The sequence below is a fragment of the Martinezella sp. CNPSo 3732 genome, assembly GCF_057784515.1.
The window spans coordinates 549,445-568,905 of the sequence record NZ_JBXSOO010000002.1 but is presented as its reverse complement, the minus strand read 5'-3'; the positions used below and the strand labels follow the sequence as shown (position 1 = coordinate 568,905).

Genomic DNA, 19,461 nt, shown 5'->3' with positions numbered 1-19,461 from the left:
TGCAATATTCCAAGGAGTGCGCGCTGACCGACAGCGCGCACCCGCAGGCTATTACTCGGCTGCGTCCGGAAGCTGGCTTGCCGTCTGCAGATCGTCGACCTTGGAATTTTCCAGTTCGACGCTGAGGCCCAGCGAGCGCATTTCCTTGACGAGAACGTTGAAGCTTTCTGGAATGCCCGCCTCGAAGGTATCGTCGCCACGCACGATGGCTTCGTAGACCTTGGTACGGCCGGCCACGTCGTCCGACTTGACCGTGAGCATTTCCTGCAGCGTGTAGGCTGCACCGTAAGCTTCGAGCGCCCAGACTTCCATTTCGCCGAAGCGCTGGCCGCCGAACTGCGCCTTACCGCCCAGCGGCTGCTGGGTGACGAGCGAGTACGGACCGATCGAACGGGCGTGGATCTTGTCGTCGACAAGGTGGTTCAGCTTCAGCATGTAGATGTAGCCAACCGTAACCTGGCGATCGAACTGCTCGCCGGTACGACCGTCGTACAGTGTCGACTGACCGGTCTGCTTGAGACCTGCCATCGCCAGCATGTGATTGACATCCGCTTCGCCAGCGCCGTCGAAGACCGGGGTCGCGATGGACACGCCGCGCTTCCACTGATCGGCCAGACGCAGCACCGATGCATCGTCGTACTCGTGAACGTCGTCGCTCTTCGGGCCGTCGCCGACGACCAGATCGATCGTCTTGCGCAGAGGCTCGATGTTGCCGCTTGCCTTGTAGGCTTCGATCAGTTCCCCGATCTGACGACCCATGCCGGCGCAAGCCCAACCGAGGTGCGTTTCGAGAATCTGACCGACGTTCATGCGCGAGGGCACGCCCAGCGGGTTCAGCACGATATCGACATGCGTACCGTCTTCCAGGAACGGCATGTCCTCGACCGGAACAATGCGCGAGACCACGCCCTTGTTCCCGTGACGACCTGCCATCTTGTCGCCCGGCTGGATCTTGCGCTTAACAGCGACGAAGACCTTGACCATCTTCATGACGCCCGGAGGCATTTCGTCGCCGCGCTGGACCTTTTCGACCTTGTCCATGAAGCGCTGTTCAAGGCGCGACTTGGATTCGTCATACTGGCCACGCAGGGCTTCGAGCTCACTCTGGACCTTTTCGTCCTCGACGGCGAACATCCACCACTGCGAACGCGGATACTCCGAAACGACGGAGTTCGACAGTTCCGTGCCCTTCTTGAAGCCCTTCGGACCAGCAAGAGCAACCTGACCACGCAGCATCTCGACCAGACGGCCGTAGACGTTACGGTCGAGGATCGCCTGTTCGTCGTCGCGGTCCTTGGCAAGGCGTTCGATCTCTTCGCGCTCGATCGCCATGGCACGTTCGTCCTTTTCGACGCCGTGACGGTTGAAGACGCGAACTTCGACGACCGTACCGTAGGTGCCGGGCGGCATGCGCATGGAGGTATCGCGAACGTCCGATGCCTTTTCACCGAAGATGGCGCGCAGAAGCTTTTCTTCCGGCGTCATCGGGCTTTCGCCCTTCGGCGTGATCTTGCCGACGAGGATATCGCCCGGCTGGACTTCCGCGCCGATGTAAACGATGCCGGCTTCGTCCAGGTTCTTCAGCGCTTCTTCCGAAACGTTCGGAATGTCGCGGGTGATTTCTTCCGGACCGAGCTTGGTGTCGCGCGCCATCACTTCGAATTCTTCGATGTGGATGGAGGTGAACACGTCGTCGGCGACGATACGCTCGGAGAGCAGGATCGAGTCTTCGTAGTTGTAGCCGTTCCACGGCATGAACGCGACGAGCACGTTCCGGCCGAGAGCCAGATCGCCGAGGTCGGTCGACGGACCGTCTGCCAGGATGTCGCCCTTGTTGACCACGTCACCGACGGTGACCAGCGGACGCTGGTTGACGCAGGTGTTCTGGTTCGAACGCTGGAACTTCATCAGGCGGTAGATATCGACGCCGGACTTCGACGGATCGAGGTCTTCGGTGGCGCGGATAACGATACGCGTTGCGTCGACCTGGTCAACCACACCGCCGCGACGGGCGCCGATAGCAGCACCGGAGTCACGCGCGACGACCGGCTCCATGCCGGTACCGACGAACGGAGCTTCGGCACGCAGAAGCGGCACGGCCTGACGCTGCATGTTCGAGCCCATGAGAGCGCGGTTGGCGTCGTCGTTTTCCAGGAACGGGATCAGAGCGGCAGCAACCGAAACCAGCTGCTTCGGCGAGACGTCCATCAGGTTGATGTTGTCGCGCGGAGCGAGCATGACTTCGCCGGCATGACGGCAAACGACGAATTCCTCGATGAAGGAGCCGTCGGCGTCGAGCTCGGCATTGGCCTGAGCAACGTAGTACTTCGCCTCTTCCATAGCGGAGAGGTAGAGCACGTCATTGGTCACCTTACCGTCAATGATGCGGCGATAAGGGCTTTCGATGAAGCCGTACTTGTTGACGCGGGCAAAGGTCGCCAGCGAGTTGATGAGGCCAATGTTCGGACCTTCCGGCGTTTCGATCGGGCAAATACGACCGTAGTGCGTCGGATGAACGTCGCGGACTTCGAAGCCGGCGCGCTCGCGGGTCAGACCGCCCGGGCCGAGAGCCGAAAGACGACGCTTGTGAGTGATTTCCGAAAGCGGGTTCACCTGGTCCATGAACTGCGACAGCTGCGAGGAGCCGAAGAATTCGCGGACGGCAGCAGCGGCCGGCTTTGCGTTGATCAGATCCTGCGGCATGACCGTGTCGATTTCGATCGAGGACATACGCTCCTTGATCGCACGTTCCATGCGCAGCAAGCCGAGACGATACTGATTTTCCATCAGCTCGCCGACCGAACGGACGCGGCGGTTGCCGAGGTTGTCGATGTCGTCGATCTCGCCCTTGCCGTCGCGCAGCTCGACGAGCATCTTGACCACGGCCAGGATGTCGTCCTTGCGCAGGATGCGGACGGTGTCTTCGACGTCGAGGTCGAGACGCATGTTCATCTTCACGCGGCCGACGGCGGAGAGATCGTAACGCTCCGCATCGAAGAACAGCGAGTTGAACATGGCTTCGGCCGATTCCATGGTCGGCGGTTCACCCGGACGCATGACGCGGTAGATGTCGAACAGAGCGTCCTGGCGGTTCTCGTTCTTGTCAGCCGACAGCGTGTTACGGATGTAGGCACCAACATTGATGTGGTCGATGCCGAGAATCGGGATCTCGTCGAAGCCGGCCTTCAGGATGACAGGCAGGGTCTTCTCGTCGATTTCGTCGCCGGCTTCGAGATAGATCTCACCGGTCTGGAAATTGACGATGTCTTCTGCCAGGAAGAGGCCATACAGCTCTTCGTCGGTCGCCTTCAGAGCCTTGAGGCCCTTGTCCTGAAGCTGACGCAGCAGGCGCGGCGTGAGCTTCTTGCCGCCTTCGACCACGACTTCACCGGTGTCGGCATCGATCATGTCGGCAACGGTCTTGGCGCCCTTCAGCGTTTCCGCCTTGAAGGGAATGCGCCAGCCATCGCCGTCGCGCTGGTAGAGCGACTTCGTGTAGAAGGTCGACAGAATTTCTTCGCCATCCATGCCGAGTGCCATCAGCAGCGACGTCACCGGGATCTTGCGGCGACGGTCGATACGGGCATAGACGATGTCCTTGGCGTCGAATTCGATATCGAGCCAGGAACCGCGATACGGGATGACGCGAGCGGCAAAGAGCAGCTTGCCGGAAGAATGGCTCTTGCCCTTGTCGTGATCGAAGAAAACACCCGGCGAACGGTGCATCTGCGACACGATCACGCGCTCGGTGCCGTTGACGATGAACGTACCGTTGTTCGTCATGAGCGGCATGTCGCCCATGTAGACGCTCTGTTCCTTGATGTCCTTGATGGACTTCGCGCCCGTATCCTCATCAATATCGAACACGATCAGACGGAGGGTCACCTTCAGCGGCGCCGCATAGGTCAGGTCGCGCTGGCGGCACTCGTCGACGTCGAACTTCGGCGGCTCGAATTCATAGGATACGAACTCCAGCATGGAAGCGCCGGAGAAGTCGGTGATCGGGAAAACCGACTTGAAGACGGCCTGAAGACCTTCGTCAGGGCGGCCGCCCTTGGGTTCTTCGACCATGAGAAACTGATCGTAGGACGCCTTTTGAACCTCGATGAGGTTCGGCATCTCTGCGACTTCGGGAATCTTACCAAAAAACTTGCGTACGCGCCTGCGACCGTTGAACGAAAGGGTCTGAGCCATCGTCGCTCCTTTAAAATCCTGCACCCGGGCCTGCAACGGATGGGAATCGCTGGCCAGGCGACCCCATCAATCAATGAGTAGTTCAATCTCGTCTATCTAACCGAAAACCGCTCAGCCGGATTGCGTCGCGGTTCGGTTTGAGACCATCCTCTTGAAGAACCCATTACCCAAAAGCCGTTTTGCCCGCGGCTTTTGGGTAATTCGTTCAGAAAAACGGCAAATGGGAGGTAGCAAAATGCCACCTCCCAAAGCAGTTTCAAGCTTACTTAACGTCGACCTTAGCGCCGGCGTCTTCGAGCTTCTTCTTGATGTCAGCAGCTTCAGCCTTGGAAACAGCTTCCTTGACAGCCTTCGGAGCGGCTTCAACGAGGTCCTTGGCTTCCTTGAGGCCCAGGCCGGTGATGGCGCGGACTTCCTTGATGACGTTGATCTTGTTCGCGCCGGCATCCGTGAGGATGACGTCGAACTCGGTCTTTTCTTCTTCAGCAGCTGCAGCAGCGCCGCCAGCACCACCGGCAACGGCAGCAACAGCTACCGGAGCAGCGGCGGAAACGCCCCACTTTTCTTCGAGAAGCTTCGACAGTTCTGCGGCTTCGAGAACGGTCAGCGAGGAGAGGTCGTCTACGATCTTTGCGAGATCAGCCATTTTTGTAGTTCCTTTTGTTCGGTTCGAACTGGTTTGGTTATAAACAGCGAAAAACCGCCTTACGCGGCTTCGTCCTTCTTGGCGTAGGCCGAGAACACGCGAGCAAGCTGACTTGCCGGCGCTGCAACAACACCTGCGATGCGGGTAGCCGGAGTCTGGATCATGCCCAGCAGCTTCGCGCGCAGCTCGTCCAGCGAAGGCAGGGTCGCGAGCGACTTTACACCTTCGGCGTTGAGCGTTGTTGTTCCCATGGCGCCGCCCAGAACAACGATCTTGTCGTTGCCCTTGGCGAAATCCACGACGACCTTCGGAGCGGTAATCGGATCAGTGCTGTATGCGATCAGCGTCTGACCGGTGAAGAGATTGGAAATCCCTTCCGCATCCGTGCCCTGAAGAGCAATTTTGGCCAGGCGGTTCTTCGCGACTTTGACGGTGCCGCCAGCAGCGCGCATCTTGGAACGAAAATCGTTCATCTGAGCGACTGTAGCACCAGCATAGTGGGCCACGACAACCGAGCCCGAAGCCTTGAAGACTTCGTTCAGTTCCGTGACGAATTCGCGTTTTTCCGCTCTTTCCACTGCTTTTCTCCAGTTGACAGGACCGGGTTAACGGGCCTGCCGGGTTGCCTTTTGCCTCCTGGGATCAATGAGATCCCAAGCGACGCTTGAGGATCCTGTCCCCTCGCGCTCGAGCCTGACGGCTCCAAGGCACAAGGCATCCAAGGCTCGAACCGAGTTCATCGAAGCGAAGCTTCTTCAAAATTCGGGTCTTACCCGTCTCATGCAGGCTTAAGTGATTAAGGGATAACCACCTGCAATCTCGGACAGGAATTCCGGATTTCTCCGGAAATCCCGGCCCCGAAAGGCCGGGAATTCTTAAATGCCGGGCTCAGAGCCCGGCAGAACCAATCAGGCGCTTGGCGCCGTAACCGTCGACGGCTCGATCTTGACGCCCGGACCCATGGTCGAGGAGATCGCTACGCGCTTGACGTAGTTGCCCTTGGCGCCAGCTGGCTTCGCCTTGATGACGGCATCGGCGAAGGCACGGATGTTTTCTTCCAGAGCCTTGGCGTCGAAGGAGGCCTTGCCGATACCGGCATGGACGATACCAGCCTTCTCGACACGGAACTCGACAGCGCCGCCCTTGGATGCTTCGACAGCACCCTTGACGTCCATCGTGACGGTACCGACTTTCGGGTTCGGCATCATGCCACGCGGGCCGAGAACCTTACCGAGACGGCCGACGAGCGGCATCATATCCGGGGTCGCGATGCAGCGATCGAAATCGATCTTGCCGCCCTGAACGATTTCGACCAGGTCTTCCGCGCCGACGATGTCTGCGCCGGCAGCCTTGGCTTCATCAGCCTTGGCGCCGCGAGCGAAGACGGCAACGCGAACCGTACGGCCGGTGCCGTTCGGCAGGTTGACGACGCCGCGAACCATCTGGTCGGCGTGACGCGGGTCCACGCCGAGGTTCATCGAGATTTCGACGGTTTCATCGAACTTGGCGACGGCACGTTCCTTGACCATGCCGATGGCCAGATCCAGAGCGTAGAGCTTGGTCGGATCGACGCCTTCACGAATTTTCTGAATACGCTTAGCTACCATGGTCTTAACCTACCACTTCCAGGCCCATGGCGCGGGCGGAGCCCTCGATCATGGCCATTGCGCCTTCGATATCGGCGGCGTTCAGATCCTTCATCTTGGCTTCGGCGATCGCCTTGACCTGAGCCTTGCTCAGGGTGCCAGCCTTGGCGCCCTTGCCCGGCGTCTTGGAGCCGGACTGGATCTTCGCTTCCTTCTTCAGGAAGTAGCTGACCGGCGGCTGCTTCATGATGAAGGTGAAGGACTTGTCCTGGTAGTAGGTGATGACGACCGGGATCGGCATACCCTTTTCCATTTCCTGCGTGGCGGCATTGAACGCCTTGCAGAATTCCATGATGTTAATGCCACGCTGACCAAGCGCAGGACCGATCGGCGGCGACGGATTCGCCGAGCCGGCCTTGACCTGCAGCTTGAGCTGGCCTGCAACTTTCTTAGCCATTTCTCTCTGCCTTTCTATATGACCGGTTGCCCGGCCCACTATGCCGGATCGCTCCGGCGGCTGCGGTTGCGTGGTGCGGATCACCAGGCCCGGCTAAGACCCTACCCTTCCACGCGGAATTGCGGCTTGGCCGCGAGATATAAGCAAGCACTTGCTTATATCCAAACTCGAACGAAAGACTAGCCGCCAGGCCAACCTTTCGTAGAAATCGCAATCAGACCTTCTCGACCTGGCTGTATTCCAGCTCGACCGGCGTAGCACGGCCGAAAATCGACACTTCCACCTTCAGGCGCGAACGCTCTTCGTCCACATCCTGAACCGTGCCATTGAACGACGCGAACGGACCATCGGAAACGCGGACCTGCTCGCCGATCTCGAAGGATACGGAAGCCTTCGGCCGCTCGACGCCTTCCTGGACCTGACCGAGAATGCGCTCGGCTTCATAATCCGGAATCGGAACGGGCTTATTGTCGGAGCCGAGAAAGCCAGTGACCTTCGGCGTGTTCTTGATCAGGTGGTAAGCTTCATCCGTCAGGTTGGCGCGCACCAGCACGTAACCCGGGAAGAACTTGCGCTCGCTATCGACCTTACGGCCGCGGCGAACCTCGACGACCTTCTCGGTCGGCACAAGGATCTTCTCGAACAGATGCTCGAGACCCTTCTGCCTGGCCTTCTCCTCGATGGATTCAGCCACCTTCTTTTCGAAATTAGAATAAGCGTGGACGATGTACCAACGTGCCGCCATGTTCATCTCCACCCGATATCAATTGCCGGTATTCAGCACGTAGCCGAGAATCCAGCCGATGAGCTGGTCAGCAGCAAAGAAAAACAGCGAGGCGAAAACGACCATGACGAGCACCATCACCGTCGAGATCATCGTCTCGCGGCGTGAGGGCCAAGTGATTTTCGACGTCTCGGAGCGCACTTGCCGCAGAAACGCTAGTGGATTCGTTTTGGATGCCATTGACTGCCCACGCAATTACGGCGCGTAAAGCTGAAACTATCAGCCCCACGCACCGCGTGTCTGTTAAACCCTACATAAACACCGATTCCCGATTTAACAAGAGGCGATACGGTGTTTTCTAAAATTTGCCGGCAATCCGGCATAACCCTCAACCCGAGAAGCTGCGAAACAACGCGCCAGTCAAATCAAGGAAAATGGCAGGGGCAGCAGGGCTCGAACCTACGACCTGCGGTTTTGGAGACCGCCGCTCTACCAACTGAGCTATACCCCTTCTTCCTTCGAATATTCGCTTCAGGCGGTGGACCGTCCGAGCAGTTCGAAGACATGGCGCTCCCTTTAAGGCGGGACGAAACGATTGGCAAGAGCGTTTTTTGCTTTTTCCCAATCGAACCCGCAACTTCACATGAGACGTGCCCGAGCGGGCAGATCTGCCGGACAGGCAAAGCCGCCGCAAAAGCTGCAGAAAGGATGCCCTTATCCTCGTTACTCTCCGGGAGAACCTTTCGGCTTGCGCTTGAGAAATTTCGGCCTGAGGTGACGCATAAAATTGTCGGCGGAGCGAATCACATTGGTCAGGGAGATCAGCTTGTCTATTTCGGCATCGGTATTGCCCAGCCGTTCCGACAGAACATCGGCTGCGGCCAGGGCGATCTCGGCCGGAGGCACCTCCGTGAAGCGCTGGGCAAGGCTGATATAGGGGTTCAGTGCGATCCCACCATGGATGGTGATCTTGCCCAGGCGGGCAAAGAGACGAAGGAAGGTCTGCTCGAAGCTCCAGTCATGGGCGGAAACCACCCTCCACTTCTGACCGCGCCTGGCCGAGAAACCCGCAAGCACGATCGCGCCGGGCAATTTCAGATCGCTGAGCCAAAGCGCCATAGCAAAGCCGCTCGTCGGCGTCTTGCCTTCCGTATAAAAATCGGAGCAGAAGCCCACGAGATCGAGGTGGCCGGTCGGCGCAGCCTGGAAGTCGGCGGCGGGATTGAGCTTTTCTTCCGGACCAAGCCGGATATTCATGATGCCGAGGAAATATTCCTTCGGAAAGAATTTGACCACCTCGCCCACTTCGCCGCGATAGACGATGTTGGCACCACGCGGCTGACCACGGGAGATCAGCAGCGAATGCCCATGGAACGGGCGATCCAGAACCTTGTAGACCTTGTTGAAGAAGACGAAGAGCGCAGTTCCGGGAAACTGCGCCCGCAGGCTTGCGATATCGACCGCGTCGCTATTGGCGACCAGAACGATATGGGAAAACCCTGCCAATATTGTCCGCCACTCGTCGGCACTGTTCAAGCCGGCCGCGGAGCCCGCGGCCGGTATGCCGACATCGATGTTTCCTGTCGTCTTATGATCCAAATCGCTCACTTCTGCTGGACGTGCAGCATGCGGTCGCGCATGGCAAACCATTCTTCGGCGTAGTCGTCGTTGCGATATTCATCGAAATACGGGCCGCCATCGGTGAAATGCACGAGCTTGGCATCTTCGCGATAATCGTATTCGTTGACGAGATAGTTCCAGACGACCGGCACCTCGCCGATCTGGTCGTCATTCTCCAGCCACTTGAACTGATGAAGCTGAAGACCAGTCGCGGTATTGACGAAATCCTTGGTCAACGCCGTGCACTTGGCATTGTTGAACAGGATCATGCTCGACCAGTTCTTCTTTTCATACTTCGTCTGCGTCTGGCCGAGGAACTTGGTTTCGATCTTCGGCTGATAGTCGTGCTTGACGCACATGGCGGCATAACGATCGTCACGCAGCGCCCAAAGCTCGGCGATATCGGCGCGGGCGAGCATGTCGCAATCCATGAAGATGCTCCAGCCTTGGTAATCGCTGAGATAAGGCACGAGGAAGCGCGAGAAGGAAAACTCGGTCGATTGCAGCGGGTTGCGCTCACGCGTGAAGATGCCGTCGAGATTGTTGAGCACGATCGGCGAGAAGACCACCGGGATCGACGAGCGCTCGATGATGCTCTGGGTCAGGACGTGGTAGGCCACGACCTCCTTGGAATCGAATCCGACGAAAATACGTGCAACATTATCCTTCATGATACCTCCGAAACGGCTGGTCTGTTTTGAATCAGCCGGCAAATTATCTTTCGCCGTGACGCAAGCAAGGCTCAATTCATCGCATGAAGCCTATAGGCTGCGGGATGAGGGTTCAACACATGTGCCCGAATATGCCGCACGGCGCGCCGCAATCTACACGAGATGCCGCGAACCTGAACCTACTTAAAGAAACGAGGATATTTGTCGAGTGTTTGCGGAAGCATTTTTGGTTATGCTGCGTAACAAATGGAGAGATTTCCGCTTGTCTCTCTCCCGGACGCCGCCAGCGAGCAGCGCCCGGGGTATTTCTCAGGCTTTGCGCCTCAGACCTTCACATACTTCCGCCAGTCATGTTCTTCCTTGAAGCCCAGGACCTCGCGGATCTTGCGATTGGACAGCAGGCCCTCATATTCGCCGATCTCGCGCGTGAACGGGACGTTCGGAAAGTGCTTGGCGGCCAGCTCCCGCGACGGCGTGTTGGCCGAAACCGTGTCATTGGCGGCATTGAACACCTGGAAGCCGAGGCCGCTCTTCTCGATGCAGAGATGGACGATCTGGCCGAGGTCGCGAGCGTCGATATAGCTCCAGGCGATACGCTTGCGGATTTCGCTATTGGCGAAAAACTCAGGGAAACGCTCATATTCGTGCGGCTCGATGACGTTGCCAATACGCAGCGCGTAGATGTCGATGCCGAAACGTTCCGCAAAAGCCCGAGCCGTCTTCTCGTTTATGACCTTGGACAGGCCATAGGAATCCATCGGATTGACATCATAATCTTCTTCCAGTGGGAACTGATGGAAATCGCGATGGCCTTCGGCAAAACACACACCGTAGGTCGTCTCGCTGGAGGCGACAATGATCTTCCTCACGCCGAGCTTCGCGGCCGCCTCGATGACATTGTAGGTGCTCATCGTATTGATACGGAAGGTCTCGTTATCTGGCTTGATCAGGATTCGGGGAATAGCGGCGAAATGCACGACGGCATCGAAAGGCTGCACGCCCTTGCCCTGATCGAGATCCGGAAAATCGCGATGCATGCTAAGGACATTATAAACCTGTCCCGCATCGGTGACATCGGCCTGCAGATTGGTGACGCCAGGACTGTTCAGTGGCACGAGATCGACATTATGGACCTCGTAGCCGGCATTCACCAACCAAGGAACCGTGTGACGTCCAGCCTTGCCGCTGCCGCCCGTGAACAAAATACGTTTCTTCATGAAATCTCCTCCAGATAAAATCGAGCGATACATAGGCCGTTGCCTCCGTTTCGCAAGACACGGCTTGGTGACCTCACACTTTCCCGCCAAAATAATGGGGACGACTCGGTAAAGCATATGCCGCATGGCGAAAACGACAAAAGGAGATGAGTGGGATGCGGCCGATCACGCTTGTCGAATATGATCCGCAATGGCCCCTTCTCTTCAAAAGGAGAAGCAAGGCGATCGGCCTGATTCTCGGCCACCCCGCCCAATTCCATCATATCGGCAGCACTGCCATCGCCGGACTATGCGCCAAACCGAAGCTCGATATCGATACGGTGTTCCTCTTCTCCGAGAGTGCAAGACACGACGCGACGGAGCGCCTGAAGGAAGGCGGATATCGCTTTCACGGCGATCCGCATGATGCCGGCCGCTGGACCTTCACCAAGGATGAGACGCCTTACGGCACCCGACTTTATCTTTGCCTGCCTGATAACGAGGCCCACCGGGAGCGCCTTCTCTTTCGCGACTATCTGCGCGCCCATCCCGAACGTGCGGCGAATTATGCAACCTTGAAACGGCGTCTGGCCGAAGAGGCCGGTGGCGATTGGGACCACTACACCGGCGGCAAGAGCGATTTCGTTGCCGATATCCTGCGCCGCGCGAAGATGGAGATCTCATCGATCGAAAATATCACCGGCTGGTGATAGTGTCGTTGGATTAATCGATCAGGCGCCTCAGCACATTATCCACGCTCTGCTTCAGCGAAAGATGGCTCGTATCGAGAATCTCAAGACCCGATGCCTGAGCTTCGCGGCGCAGATAGGCGGCCCAGTTCATCATGTTCGCATCGGCAAGTTCCGGCTGCCCTCGCTGAGCGGACAAGCGATGCGTCCTCGTTGCGTCATCGCAATCGACCAATATGAGGCGATAGTCATCGATCCTGGCAGTCAAGGCGGCTTCGATGACGAAGGACGGCCGCATCTGCCCTTCGAAAAGAATGGCCTTGCCCTTGTGCGCTTGCGGCGCAAGCCGCGCCACCCATTCGATGGTCTTGTCGCGCTGCCAGGCCTCGGGCGAACCATGATCCCTGACCATGGCGTCAAGAGACGGTATGCCGATGCTGTCGAAATGATAGACGGCTAACCTTCCAGCATGATCCCTGGCTATTGCCTCCGCGATAGCAGTCTTCCCCGAACCGGAGGCACCGGTCAGAATAATCAAGCTCATGCGAACCTCCGAATGCGAAAAGGCCCCGCTGTTTCCAGCGAGGCCTTCTTATAAAGGAATAATCCGAAGATTACTCGACGATGGATGCCACGATGCCAGCGCCGACGGTACGGCCGCCTTCGCGGATGGCGAAGCGAAGCTTTTCTTCCATCGCGATCGGAACGATCAGCTCAACGGCAACGGTCACGTTGTCGCCGGGCATAACCATTTCCGTGCCTTCCGGAAGCGTCACGATGCCCGTCACGTCAGTCGTACGGAAATAGAACTGCGGACGGTAGTTCGTGAAGAACGGCGTATGACGGCCGCCTTCTTCCTTCGTCAGGATGTAGGCTTCAGCCATGAACTTCTTGTGCGGCTTGACAGAGCCCGGCTTGCACAGGATCTGGCCACGCTCGACGCCGTCACGGTTCACACCGCGGATCAGCGCGCCGATATTGTCGCCGGCCTGGCCCTGGTCGAGCAGCTTGCGGAACATTTCAACGCCGGTCACCGTCGTCTTCGACGTCGGACGAATGCCGACGATTTCGACTTCTTCGCCAACCTTGACGATACCACGCTCGACGCGGCCCGTCACAACCGTACCACGGCCGGAGATCGAGAACACGTCTTCGATCGGCATCAGGAACGGCTGGTCGATCGGACGCTCAGGCGTCGGGATGTAGGCGTCAACCTGAGCCATCAGCTCGCGGATCGCGTCTTCGCCGATCTTCTTGTCCGAATCTTCAAGAGCAGCAAGTGCCGAACCCTTGACGACCGGGATGTCGTCGCCCGGGAAGTCGTAGGACGACAGAAGTTCGCGAACTTCGAGCTCGACAAGCTCGAGAAGCTCGGCGTCGTCAACCTGGTCGACCTTGTTCAGGAACACGACGATCGCCGGAACACCAACCTGGCGGGCGAGCAGGATGTGCTCGCGCGTCTGCGGCATCGGGCCGTCGGCGGCAGAGCAAACCAGGATCGCGCCGTCCATCTGTGCGGCACCCGTAATCATGTTCTTGACGTAGTCGGCGTGGCCAGGGCAGTCGACGTGCGCATAGTGACGGTTCGGCGTCTCGTATTCAACGTGGGCCGTCGAGATCGTGATACCACGAGCCTTCTCTTCCGGAGCCGCATCGATTTGGTCGTACGCCTTGAACTCGCCGAAGTACTTCGTGATCGCTGCCGTCAAGGACGTCTTGCCGTGGTCAACGTGACCGATCGTACCAATGTTAACGTGCGGCTTATTGCGCTCAAACTTACTCTTTGCCATTTGAATGCTTCCTGTGAACGTAATGAGTGACCCCGGCGAACCGGTTTAGTGCCGCCGTTTAAGGCTTTCATCGCATTTGCGCAAGACTTAATTGCAGGCCCCATTCCGGGCGAAGTCTGGCCGACGACAGATGATCTCAAGCCATCAACATTCCTTCGCCGCGTAAGGTCCGCCGGTCGATCCGGAAAGACAAAAAAGCATTTGCCGGTTCAGGCGCTTACATAGGGAGGCACGGCGAAGAAATCCAGTGCCGTTAGAGGGGGAGAAATTCGTCCGATCTCGAACGCAAAGCGCCCTCTCCCGGCAGGAAAGGGCGCAGAATTATCAAACCACAATCAATCGTCGTTTGTCACGATGCAACATTCGACGCAGCCGATCGAAGACGCCGAAGCTTTGCAGCGATCAATCGAGCAGATCGGCCGGTACCTTGCCGCCATTGTCCGCAAGCTTCTTCAGAAGAGCCTTATGGAGGAATATGTTCATCTTGGCGGAATCGCCCGTATCGCCGGTATAGCCAAGCTCTTGCGCCAGTTCCTTGCGCTCGGAAAGGCTCGCATCCATGCCGAGTGCCTTCATCAGATCGACGATGGAATGCTTCCAGTCGAGCTTCTGGCCGCTTTTCTTGACAGCAGCATCAAGGATCGAGGCGATATCCACCGGAGCGGACGGCGCGCTGGTCGCAGGCGAGGTCGCTGCCGTAGTCGCTGAAGGAGCCGGTGTCGGCGCTGGCGCCGGATTGGCGGTTGCGGCAGTGGTCGAAGGTGCCGGAGCTGCCTCGGCAGCCTTTGCCTCTCCCCAGATTGCACCCTTGATCTTGTCGAAGATACCCATTTGCGCTCTCCCGTTTCGGTTGCCTGAGCAATATGTATCGCTCGCGCAAATATAAGCAACCCTTCATGTCAAATACGCAAAGACCAAAGCTAATACGAGCCGGTGAGATACGCTGACCGAAGCAGCGATCAGGACCAGCAACCGTGCAAAGCAGGGCACGCTCTTTGCCGTAACAAAGAACGATAAAGATGCTAACAAATTGAAATTCTTGGAGCGGGTAGCGGGAATCGAACCCGCGTATTCAGCTTGGAAGGCTGCTGCTCTACCATTGAGCTATACCCGCGGGATGGTCAAGATCCGGCACGGAATGGTGGAGGGAGTTGGATTTGAACCAACGTAGGCTGAGCCAACGGATTTACAGTCCGTCCCCTTTAACCACTCGGGCATCCCTCCAGTATTCCGACTGGATCTTGCGACCAAGCTTGTCAGACCGTGGCGTCGCCGCCGTGATCTGCGCCGCGTATATGGCCGGACCACTTCCGTCTGTCAACACAAGGAATTGCCAAAAATGACAAAAAAATTTCAGCCCGTGGAAAAAGTCCACAGGTCAAAGAGGACTATGCGCTCGCGGACACGCTGGTTATAAAGCCGCATGAGCAAAGATAAAAAAACCGGCCACCAGGGCCAAGACTACATCACCGGCGACAAGTCCGCCAAGGACACGCACTACGCCACCTTGCGGCGCGCGCATCGCGATGCCAAGCGCGAGCGCGGTGAAATCCCAACGCCGGCGCCACAGAAGCGCAAGAAGGCCGGCGCTGACGATTGGAAGCCGCCGGCGCTCGCGCCCGACCAGGTCTTTCTCTATGGCCTGCATACGGTCCGCGCCGCGCTTGCCAATCCCGAGCGCAAGAACATCAAGCTGTCGACGACGCAGAATGCGCTGGTGCGGCTGGAAATCGGCCCCGCCGACGCGCTCGGCATTCCCGTCGAGATCGTCTCGCCGCAGGATATCGACAAGGTGCTTGGCCCAGAAGCGATTCACCAAGGCGTCATGCTGGAAACGCGCCCCCTGCCCGTACGCAGGCTTGAGGCATTGAAGGACAGCCCGTTGCTGCTGGTCCTCGATCAGGTGACGGACCCGCATAATGTCGGCGCCATCATGCGCTCAGCCGTCGCTTTCGATGCAGGTGCCGTCATCACGACACAGCGCCACAGCCCGACCGAATCAGGCGTGATGGCAAAATCGGCCTCCGGCGCACTGGAACTCATACCTTATATACAGATCACCAATCTCGCCGATGCGCTCGGCGAGCTGCACCGGCTCGGCTTCACGACGATCGGCCTTGATTCGGAAGGTCCGGCACCGCTGGAAGGCACCTTCAGCGGCGACAAGATCGCCCTCGTGCTCGGCTCCGAGGGCAAGGGCCTGCGCCAGAAGACACGGGAGACGGTGAATGCGCTCGCTCGGCTCGATATGCCGGGCGCCATCAAGTCACTCAATGTCTCGAATGCTGCCGCGATCGCGCTATATGCAACGCGGTCCTATCTCAAATCATAGTGGCGCCCTTGGCGGCCGCAGCACGTTGGGAGAATTTGCTTTGATCCGTCTTCTTGGTCCTGCGGCGGTTGCCGCTGCCCTTGCTTTGACCATAGTCCAGCCGGCGCGCGCCGCCGATGACGAAATGATCCAGGCGCAAGCAGGCGTCTGGCTGGTAGCGCCGGAAAGCGGCGCCCAGGGCTGCCGCCTCACCTTCGGGACGAATACGGTCTCCGGGGGCTACGAGATTACAGGGGCGGATGCATGCGCGATGCCGCTCCCCGCCCTTACCGCGGCCAAGATCTGGAATTTCACCGATGATGGCGCGCTGGCGATCGCGGACGGTGGGGGCAAGCCGCTCATGCGCTTCCAGCAAGAGGAAGGCTCACCGTGGGAAAGCGAAGGCGGCGATCCGACCTGGCTGCTGCCGGCGCTCGGCGATGTCGACCATGTGCCGACCGCGGCAAGCCTTGCAGGTGCGTGGCGCATCCAGACACCGGACGGCAAGCCCGTCTGCGATATCACGCTCACCACAGACAAGGATCAGGACGGCACTTCCAAGATGTCTCCGAGCGGCGATTGCGCCAGCGAAGTCGGCGACCTCAAGCTCTCACTCTGGGCGACGGAAGGGTTCGGGCTTGTCATGCTGGGTAATGACGGCTCCTCGCTCTCCTTCGATATGAAGCCCGACGGCAGTTTCCAGAAGTCCGAAGAAGAGGAAGGCGAGCCGTTGCTGCTGGTACGCAAATAAGCAGAGCCCGGCCGCTACCCGCCGTATCTCAAACACCACATCTCTGATGTTGGCGACCGCCGTCATGCGAAGGCGAGCCCCCTTCCCAAGGCTGATCTTTCCGCGCACCCAGCGCCGCCAATGCCCGGACAGGTGATCAGTGTATCGCAGGATCCGCTTCGTCGAAGAACGACCTGATGCCATCGCGAGCGATCGTCGCAAGGAACTCATCGAATGCCTCGCGGTCTGTCGCGAAGGGTTCTTCCCATTCGATCAAATCCTCTTCCGGCGTGATGACCTCCATCCGCCAGTCGGCATTGGTGCCGGCCGGGCGAAAGATATCGACCAGAACGGTCACGCCATTGTCGGTGAATTCACCCGAAAGCTCGGAGTGTTCGAGTTTAGGCTTCTTGGGTTTGCTGGGCATAGGGTTCCAGGCACACGAATATAGGAGCGATGGCTGCTGCGCGTGTTCGGAACTCGCGCACGACTACATATTATGTCACCGCCACCGGTTTTCCATACCGGAGATGAAACGATTGAGGATATCCAGGAAAATGGTGCCCCCGGCAGGGTTCGAACCCGCGACCCCCTGATTACAAATCAGGTGCTCTACCAACTGAGCTACAAGGGCGTATGGGCATGCCAAATAACAGACTTTGAAATCCTGTAAAGGGAAAATCGGTCGATCGGCGTCAAAGCTGGGGATCGACCGATTCACCAGTTCGCGCGAAACGTCTTGTCGCGGCAAGGGAATAACATTACGAAGAATCGCTATTCAGAGGACATTGCATGTCGCGCAATCTTCAATCCGTTTGTTTTCTCGCCTCCACCGCGTCAGAGGCTCAAGCGGCGCAGGAAGAGCTTACTCGCCTCTACGGCCAAACCTCGCAGGAAGATGCGGATATCATCGTGGCTCTCGGCGGCGATGGCTTCATGCTGCAGACGCTGCACAAGACGATGAATACCGGCAAACGCGTCTATGGGATGAATCGCGGTTCCGTCGGCTTCCTGATGAATGACTACCGCACGGATGGCTTGGCCGAGCGCATCGAAGCAGCTGTCGAAAACGCGTTTCACCCCCTGCAGATGACCACGCGCAATGCCGACGGCAGCTCCTGCGTCGCGCTCGCCATCAATGAAGTCTCGCTGTTTCGTCAATCCTATCAGACGGCAAAGCTGAAGGTGGAGATCGACGGGCGGGTTCGCCTGCCGGAACTGATCTGCGACGGGCTGATGGTGACGACGCCAGCCGGCTCCACCGCCTACAATCTTTCAGCCCATGGCCCCATCCTGCCTCTGGAAGCGCCGCTGCTTGCCATGACGCCGGTCAGCGCCTTCCGTCCCCGCCGTTGGCGCGGCGCGCTCCTTCCGAACAAGGTGACGGTCGACATTACCGTGCTCGAAGCGGATAAGCGCCCCGTCAACGCCGCCGCCGACAATACTGAGGTCAAGTCGGTCCTCGGCATTCAGATCCGCCAGAGCGAGGATACGACGGCTCGTATCCTCTCCGATCCGGACAGGTCATGGTCGGACAGGATCCTGGCGGAACAGTTTTCGGATTGAGAGAGATTCTGCGTCAGGCCCAAAAGGCCGGAAGCAGCCAGGCAAGATGCACCATGAAAAAGCCCCGTCTCCAGGGCTTTTTCATGCTTGAACGGATGCAACCTTATTCGACGTCGTCGACAACGGCATCGGCGGCGCCGCTGATGCGATGCGCAAGGGCTGCTTCCATGAACTCATTGAGATCACCGTCCAGAACGTCGCTCGGCGCCGTGCTGGAAACGCCGGTGCGCAGATCCTTCACCAGCTGGTAAGGCTGCAGGACGTAGGAGCGGATCTGATGACCCCAGCCGATGTCCGTCTTCGAGGCGGCTTCGGCATTGGCAGCCTCTTCCCGCTTCATTAATTCGGCCTCGTACATGCGGGCGCGCAGCATGTCCCACGCCTTGGCGCGGTTCTTATGCTGCGAGCGTTCCTGCTGGCACTGCACGACGATCCCGGTCGGGATGTGCGTAATGCGCACGGCCGAATCGGTTGTGTTGACGTGCTGACCGCCGGCGCCCGACGAGCGGTAGGTATCGATGCGGCAATCGCTTTCGTTGATCTCGATCTGGATCGAGTCGTCGACGACCGGGTAGACCCAGATCGACGAGAACGAGGTGTGACGGCGCGCATTGCTGTCATAGGGCGAAATACGCACCAGGCGATGCACGCCCGATTCGGTCTTCAGCCAGCCATAGGCATTGTGGCCCTTGACGAGCAGCGTCGCGGATTTGATGCCGGCTTCTTCGCCGTCATGGACTTCCAGCAGCTCCACCTTGAAGCGCTGGCGTTCGGCCCAGCGGGTGTACATGCGCAAAAGCATGTTCGCCCAGTCCTGGCTTTCGGTGCCGCCGGCGCCGGAGTGGACTTCGAGGTAGGTATCGTTGCCGTCGGCCTCGCCCGACAACATGGCTTCCACCTGCCGCCGCGCGGCTTCCGCCTTCAAGCCCTTGAGCGCTTCTTCAGCCTCGCGGACGACATCGGCGTCGCCCTCTTCTTCGCCGAGCTCGATCAGCTCGACATTGTCGGCAAGCTGCTGCTCCAGCGCGCGCACGCCGCTGATGCCATCGTCAAGCTGCTGGCGCTCGCGCATCAGCTTCTGTGCTTCGGCAGCGTCGTTCCAGAGGGTCGGATCCTCTGACTTGTTGTTCAACCAGTCCAGTCGTCTTATCGCCTGGTCCCAGTCAAAGATGCCTCCTCAGCAGGGTGATAGCCTGCTTGGTTTCATCGACTACTTTCTCGATTTCGGCTCGCATAATCCCACTTCTTCAGTTCACCGCTCAAGACAAGCGGTCATCCAAT

At 58.6% G+C, this 19,461-nt stretch carries 19 protein-coding genes and 4 tRNA genes; 4 read left to right on the top strand and 19 right to left on the bottom strand.

The features are described 5' to 3' along the window. Window positions 1-51: 51 nt before the first annotated feature. The 11 genes from rpoB to AC13RM_RS07540 all read right to left on the bottom strand — a co-directional run bounded on the left by rpoB (window position 52) and on the right by AC13RM_RS07540 (window position 11,115). Window positions 52-4,194, bottom strand: coding sequence for a DNA-directed RNA polymerase subunit beta (gene rpoB, locus AC13RM_RS07590; protein WP_374816944.1), 4,143 nt, complete (start codon window positions 4,192-4,194; stop codon window positions 52-54). A gap of 262 nt (window positions 4,195-4,456) precedes the next feature. Next, the gene (gene rplL, locus AC13RM_RS07585; RefSeq protein ID WP_112337470.1) at window positions 4,457-4,840 is read right to left on the bottom strand and encodes a 50S ribosomal protein L7/L12; all 384 of its coding nucleotides are present in this window, start codon (window positions 4,838-4,840) and stop codon (window positions 4,457-4,459) included. Window positions 4,841-4,899: 59 nt separating this feature from the next. Next, entirely contained in the window at window positions 4,900-5,418 is a 519-nt protein-coding gene (gene rplJ / locus AC13RM_RS07580) for a 50S ribosomal protein L10 (RefSeq protein WP_004123444.1), read from the bottom strand. Between the two features lie 330 nt (window positions 5,419-5,748). Continuing rightward, complete coding sequence (gene rplA / locus AC13RM_RS07575; protein WP_113233780.1) at window positions 5,749-6,447, bottom strand: 50S ribosomal protein L1; 699 nt, start codon at window positions 6,445-6,447, stop codon at window positions 5,749-5,751. A 4-nt stretch (window positions 6,448-6,451) separates the two neighbouring features. Next, a complete protein-coding gene (gene rplK, locus AC13RM_RS07570; protein WP_113233779.1) occupies window positions 6,452-6,883 on the bottom strand; it encodes a 50S ribosomal protein L11 in 432 nt (143 codons plus the stop codon). 214 nt (window positions 6,884-7,097) lie between these two features. Then, window positions 7,098-7,628 (bottom strand): transcription termination/antitermination protein NusG, encoded by a 531-nt coding sequence (gene nusG / locus AC13RM_RS07565; protein WP_004123460.1) that lies wholly within the window; start codon window positions 7,626-7,628, stop codon window positions 7,098-7,100. A gap of 18 nt (window positions 7,629-7,646) precedes the next feature. Then, the gene (gene secE, locus AC13RM_RS07560) at window positions 7,647-7,847 is read right to left on the bottom strand and encodes a preprotein translocase subunit SecE (RefSeq protein WP_015339590.1); all 201 of its coding nucleotides are present in this window, start codon (window positions 7,845-7,847) and stop codon (window positions 7,647-7,649) included. A gap of 195 nt (window positions 7,848-8,042) precedes the next feature. After that, window positions 8,043-8,118 (bottom strand) — tRNA-Trp (locus AC13RM_RS07555). A 212-nt stretch (window positions 8,119-8,330) separates the two neighbouring features. Continuing rightward, the gene (locus AC13RM_RS07550) at window positions 8,331-9,206 is read right to left on the bottom strand and encodes a 3-deoxy-manno-octulosonate cytidylyltransferase (RefSeq protein WP_488554743.1); all 876 of its coding nucleotides are present in this window, start codon (window positions 9,204-9,206) and stop codon (window positions 8,331-8,333) included. Between the two features lie 5 nt (window positions 9,207-9,211). Next, window positions 9,212-9,898, bottom strand: coding sequence for a glycosyltransferase (locus AC13RM_RS07545; protein WP_113233778.1), 687 nt, complete (start codon window positions 9,896-9,898; stop codon window positions 9,212-9,214). A gap of 323 nt (window positions 9,899-10,221) precedes the next feature. Next, window positions 10,222-11,115, bottom strand: a complete 894-nt coding sequence (locus AC13RM_RS07540) for an NAD-dependent epimerase/dehydratase family protein (RefSeq protein ID WP_285177539.1) — start codon at window positions 11,113-11,115, stop codon at window positions 10,222-10,224. A 155-nt stretch (window positions 11,116-11,270) separates the two neighbouring features. Here AC13RM_RS07540 and AC13RM_RS07535 point away from each other — a divergent pair, with 155 nt between their 5' ends. Continuing rightward, complete coding sequence (locus tag AC13RM_RS07535; RefSeq protein ID WP_285177538.1) at window positions 11,271-11,804, top strand: GrpB family protein; 534 nt, start codon at window positions 11,271-11,273, stop codon at window positions 11,802-11,804. Window positions 11,805-11,817: 13 nt separating this feature from the next. Here AC13RM_RS07535 and AC13RM_RS07530 read toward each other — a convergent pair whose 3' ends face one another. From AC13RM_RS07530 to AC13RM_RS07510, 5 genes are all read right to left on the bottom strand, one after another. After that, entirely contained in the window at window positions 11,818-12,327 is a 510-nt protein-coding gene (locus tag AC13RM_RS07530) for an AAA family ATPase (protein ID WP_285177537.1), read from the bottom strand. 70 nt (window positions 12,328-12,397) lie between these two features. Further along, entirely contained in the window at window positions 12,398-13,573 is a 1,176-nt protein-coding gene (gene tuf, locus AC13RM_RS07525; RefSeq protein WP_075852341.1) for an elongation factor Tu, read from the bottom strand. A gap of 402 nt (window positions 13,574-13,975) precedes the next feature. Continuing rightward, a complete protein-coding gene (locus AC13RM_RS07520) occupies window positions 13,976-14,404 on the bottom strand; it encodes a DUF3597 domain-containing protein (RefSeq protein ID WP_113233716.1) in 429 nt (142 codons plus the stop codon). Window positions 14,405-14,613: 209 nt separating this feature from the next. Beyond that, a tRNA-Gly gene (locus AC13RM_RS07515) sits at window positions 14,614-14,687 on the bottom strand. Between the two features lie 25 nt (window positions 14,688-14,712). Continuing rightward, a tRNA-Tyr gene (locus AC13RM_RS07510) sits at window positions 14,713-14,797 on the bottom strand. Window positions 14,798-14,996: 199 nt separating this feature from the next. On the opposite strand from AC13RM_RS07510, the gene rlmB reads away from it, so the two are divergent. Together rlmB and AC13RM_RS07500 are read left to right on the top strand one after the other, a co-directional pair. Next, a complete protein-coding gene (gene rlmB / locus AC13RM_RS07505) occupies window positions 14,997-15,905 on the top strand; it encodes a 23S rRNA (guanosine(2251)-2'-O)-methyltransferase RlmB (protein WP_374816939.1) in 909 nt (302 codons plus the stop codon). Between the two features lie 40 nt (window positions 15,906-15,945). After that, window positions 15,946-16,635 (top strand): AprI/Inh family metalloprotease inhibitor, encoded by a 690-nt coding sequence (locus AC13RM_RS07500; RefSeq protein WP_374816938.1) that lies wholly within the window; start codon window positions 15,946-15,948, stop codon window positions 16,633-16,635. Between the two features lie 136 nt (window positions 16,636-16,771). On the opposite strand, the gene AC13RM_RS07495 is transcribed toward AC13RM_RS07500, so the two are convergent. Then, on the bottom strand, window positions 16,772-17,041 hold the full coding sequence (locus AC13RM_RS07495) for a hypothetical protein (protein ID WP_374816937.1): 270 nt from the start codon (window positions 17,039-17,041) through the stop codon (window positions 16,772-16,774). A gap of 131 nt (window positions 17,042-17,172) precedes the next feature. After that, a tRNA-Thr gene (locus AC13RM_RS07490) sits at window positions 17,173-17,248 on the bottom strand. A 158-nt stretch (window positions 17,249-17,406) separates the two neighbouring features. Here AC13RM_RS07490 and AC13RM_RS07485 point away from each other — a divergent pair. Further along, a complete protein-coding gene (locus AC13RM_RS07485; protein WP_113233719.1) occupies window positions 17,407-18,180 on the top strand; it encodes an NAD kinase in 774 nt (257 codons plus the stop codon). Window positions 18,181-18,283: 103 nt separating this feature from the next. On the opposite strand, the gene prfB is transcribed toward AC13RM_RS07485, so the two are convergent. Continuing rightward, window positions 18,284-19,415 (bottom strand): peptide chain release factor 2 gene (gene prfB / locus AC13RM_RS07480; RefSeq protein ID WP_113232995.1). Its coding sequence is split into 2 segments (ribosomal slippage): window positions 18,284-19,345 and window positions 19,347-19,415, totalling 1,131 coding nucleotides; the frame shifts between segments, so codons are not numbered across the junction. Window positions 19,416-19,461: the final 46 nt, after the last annotated feature.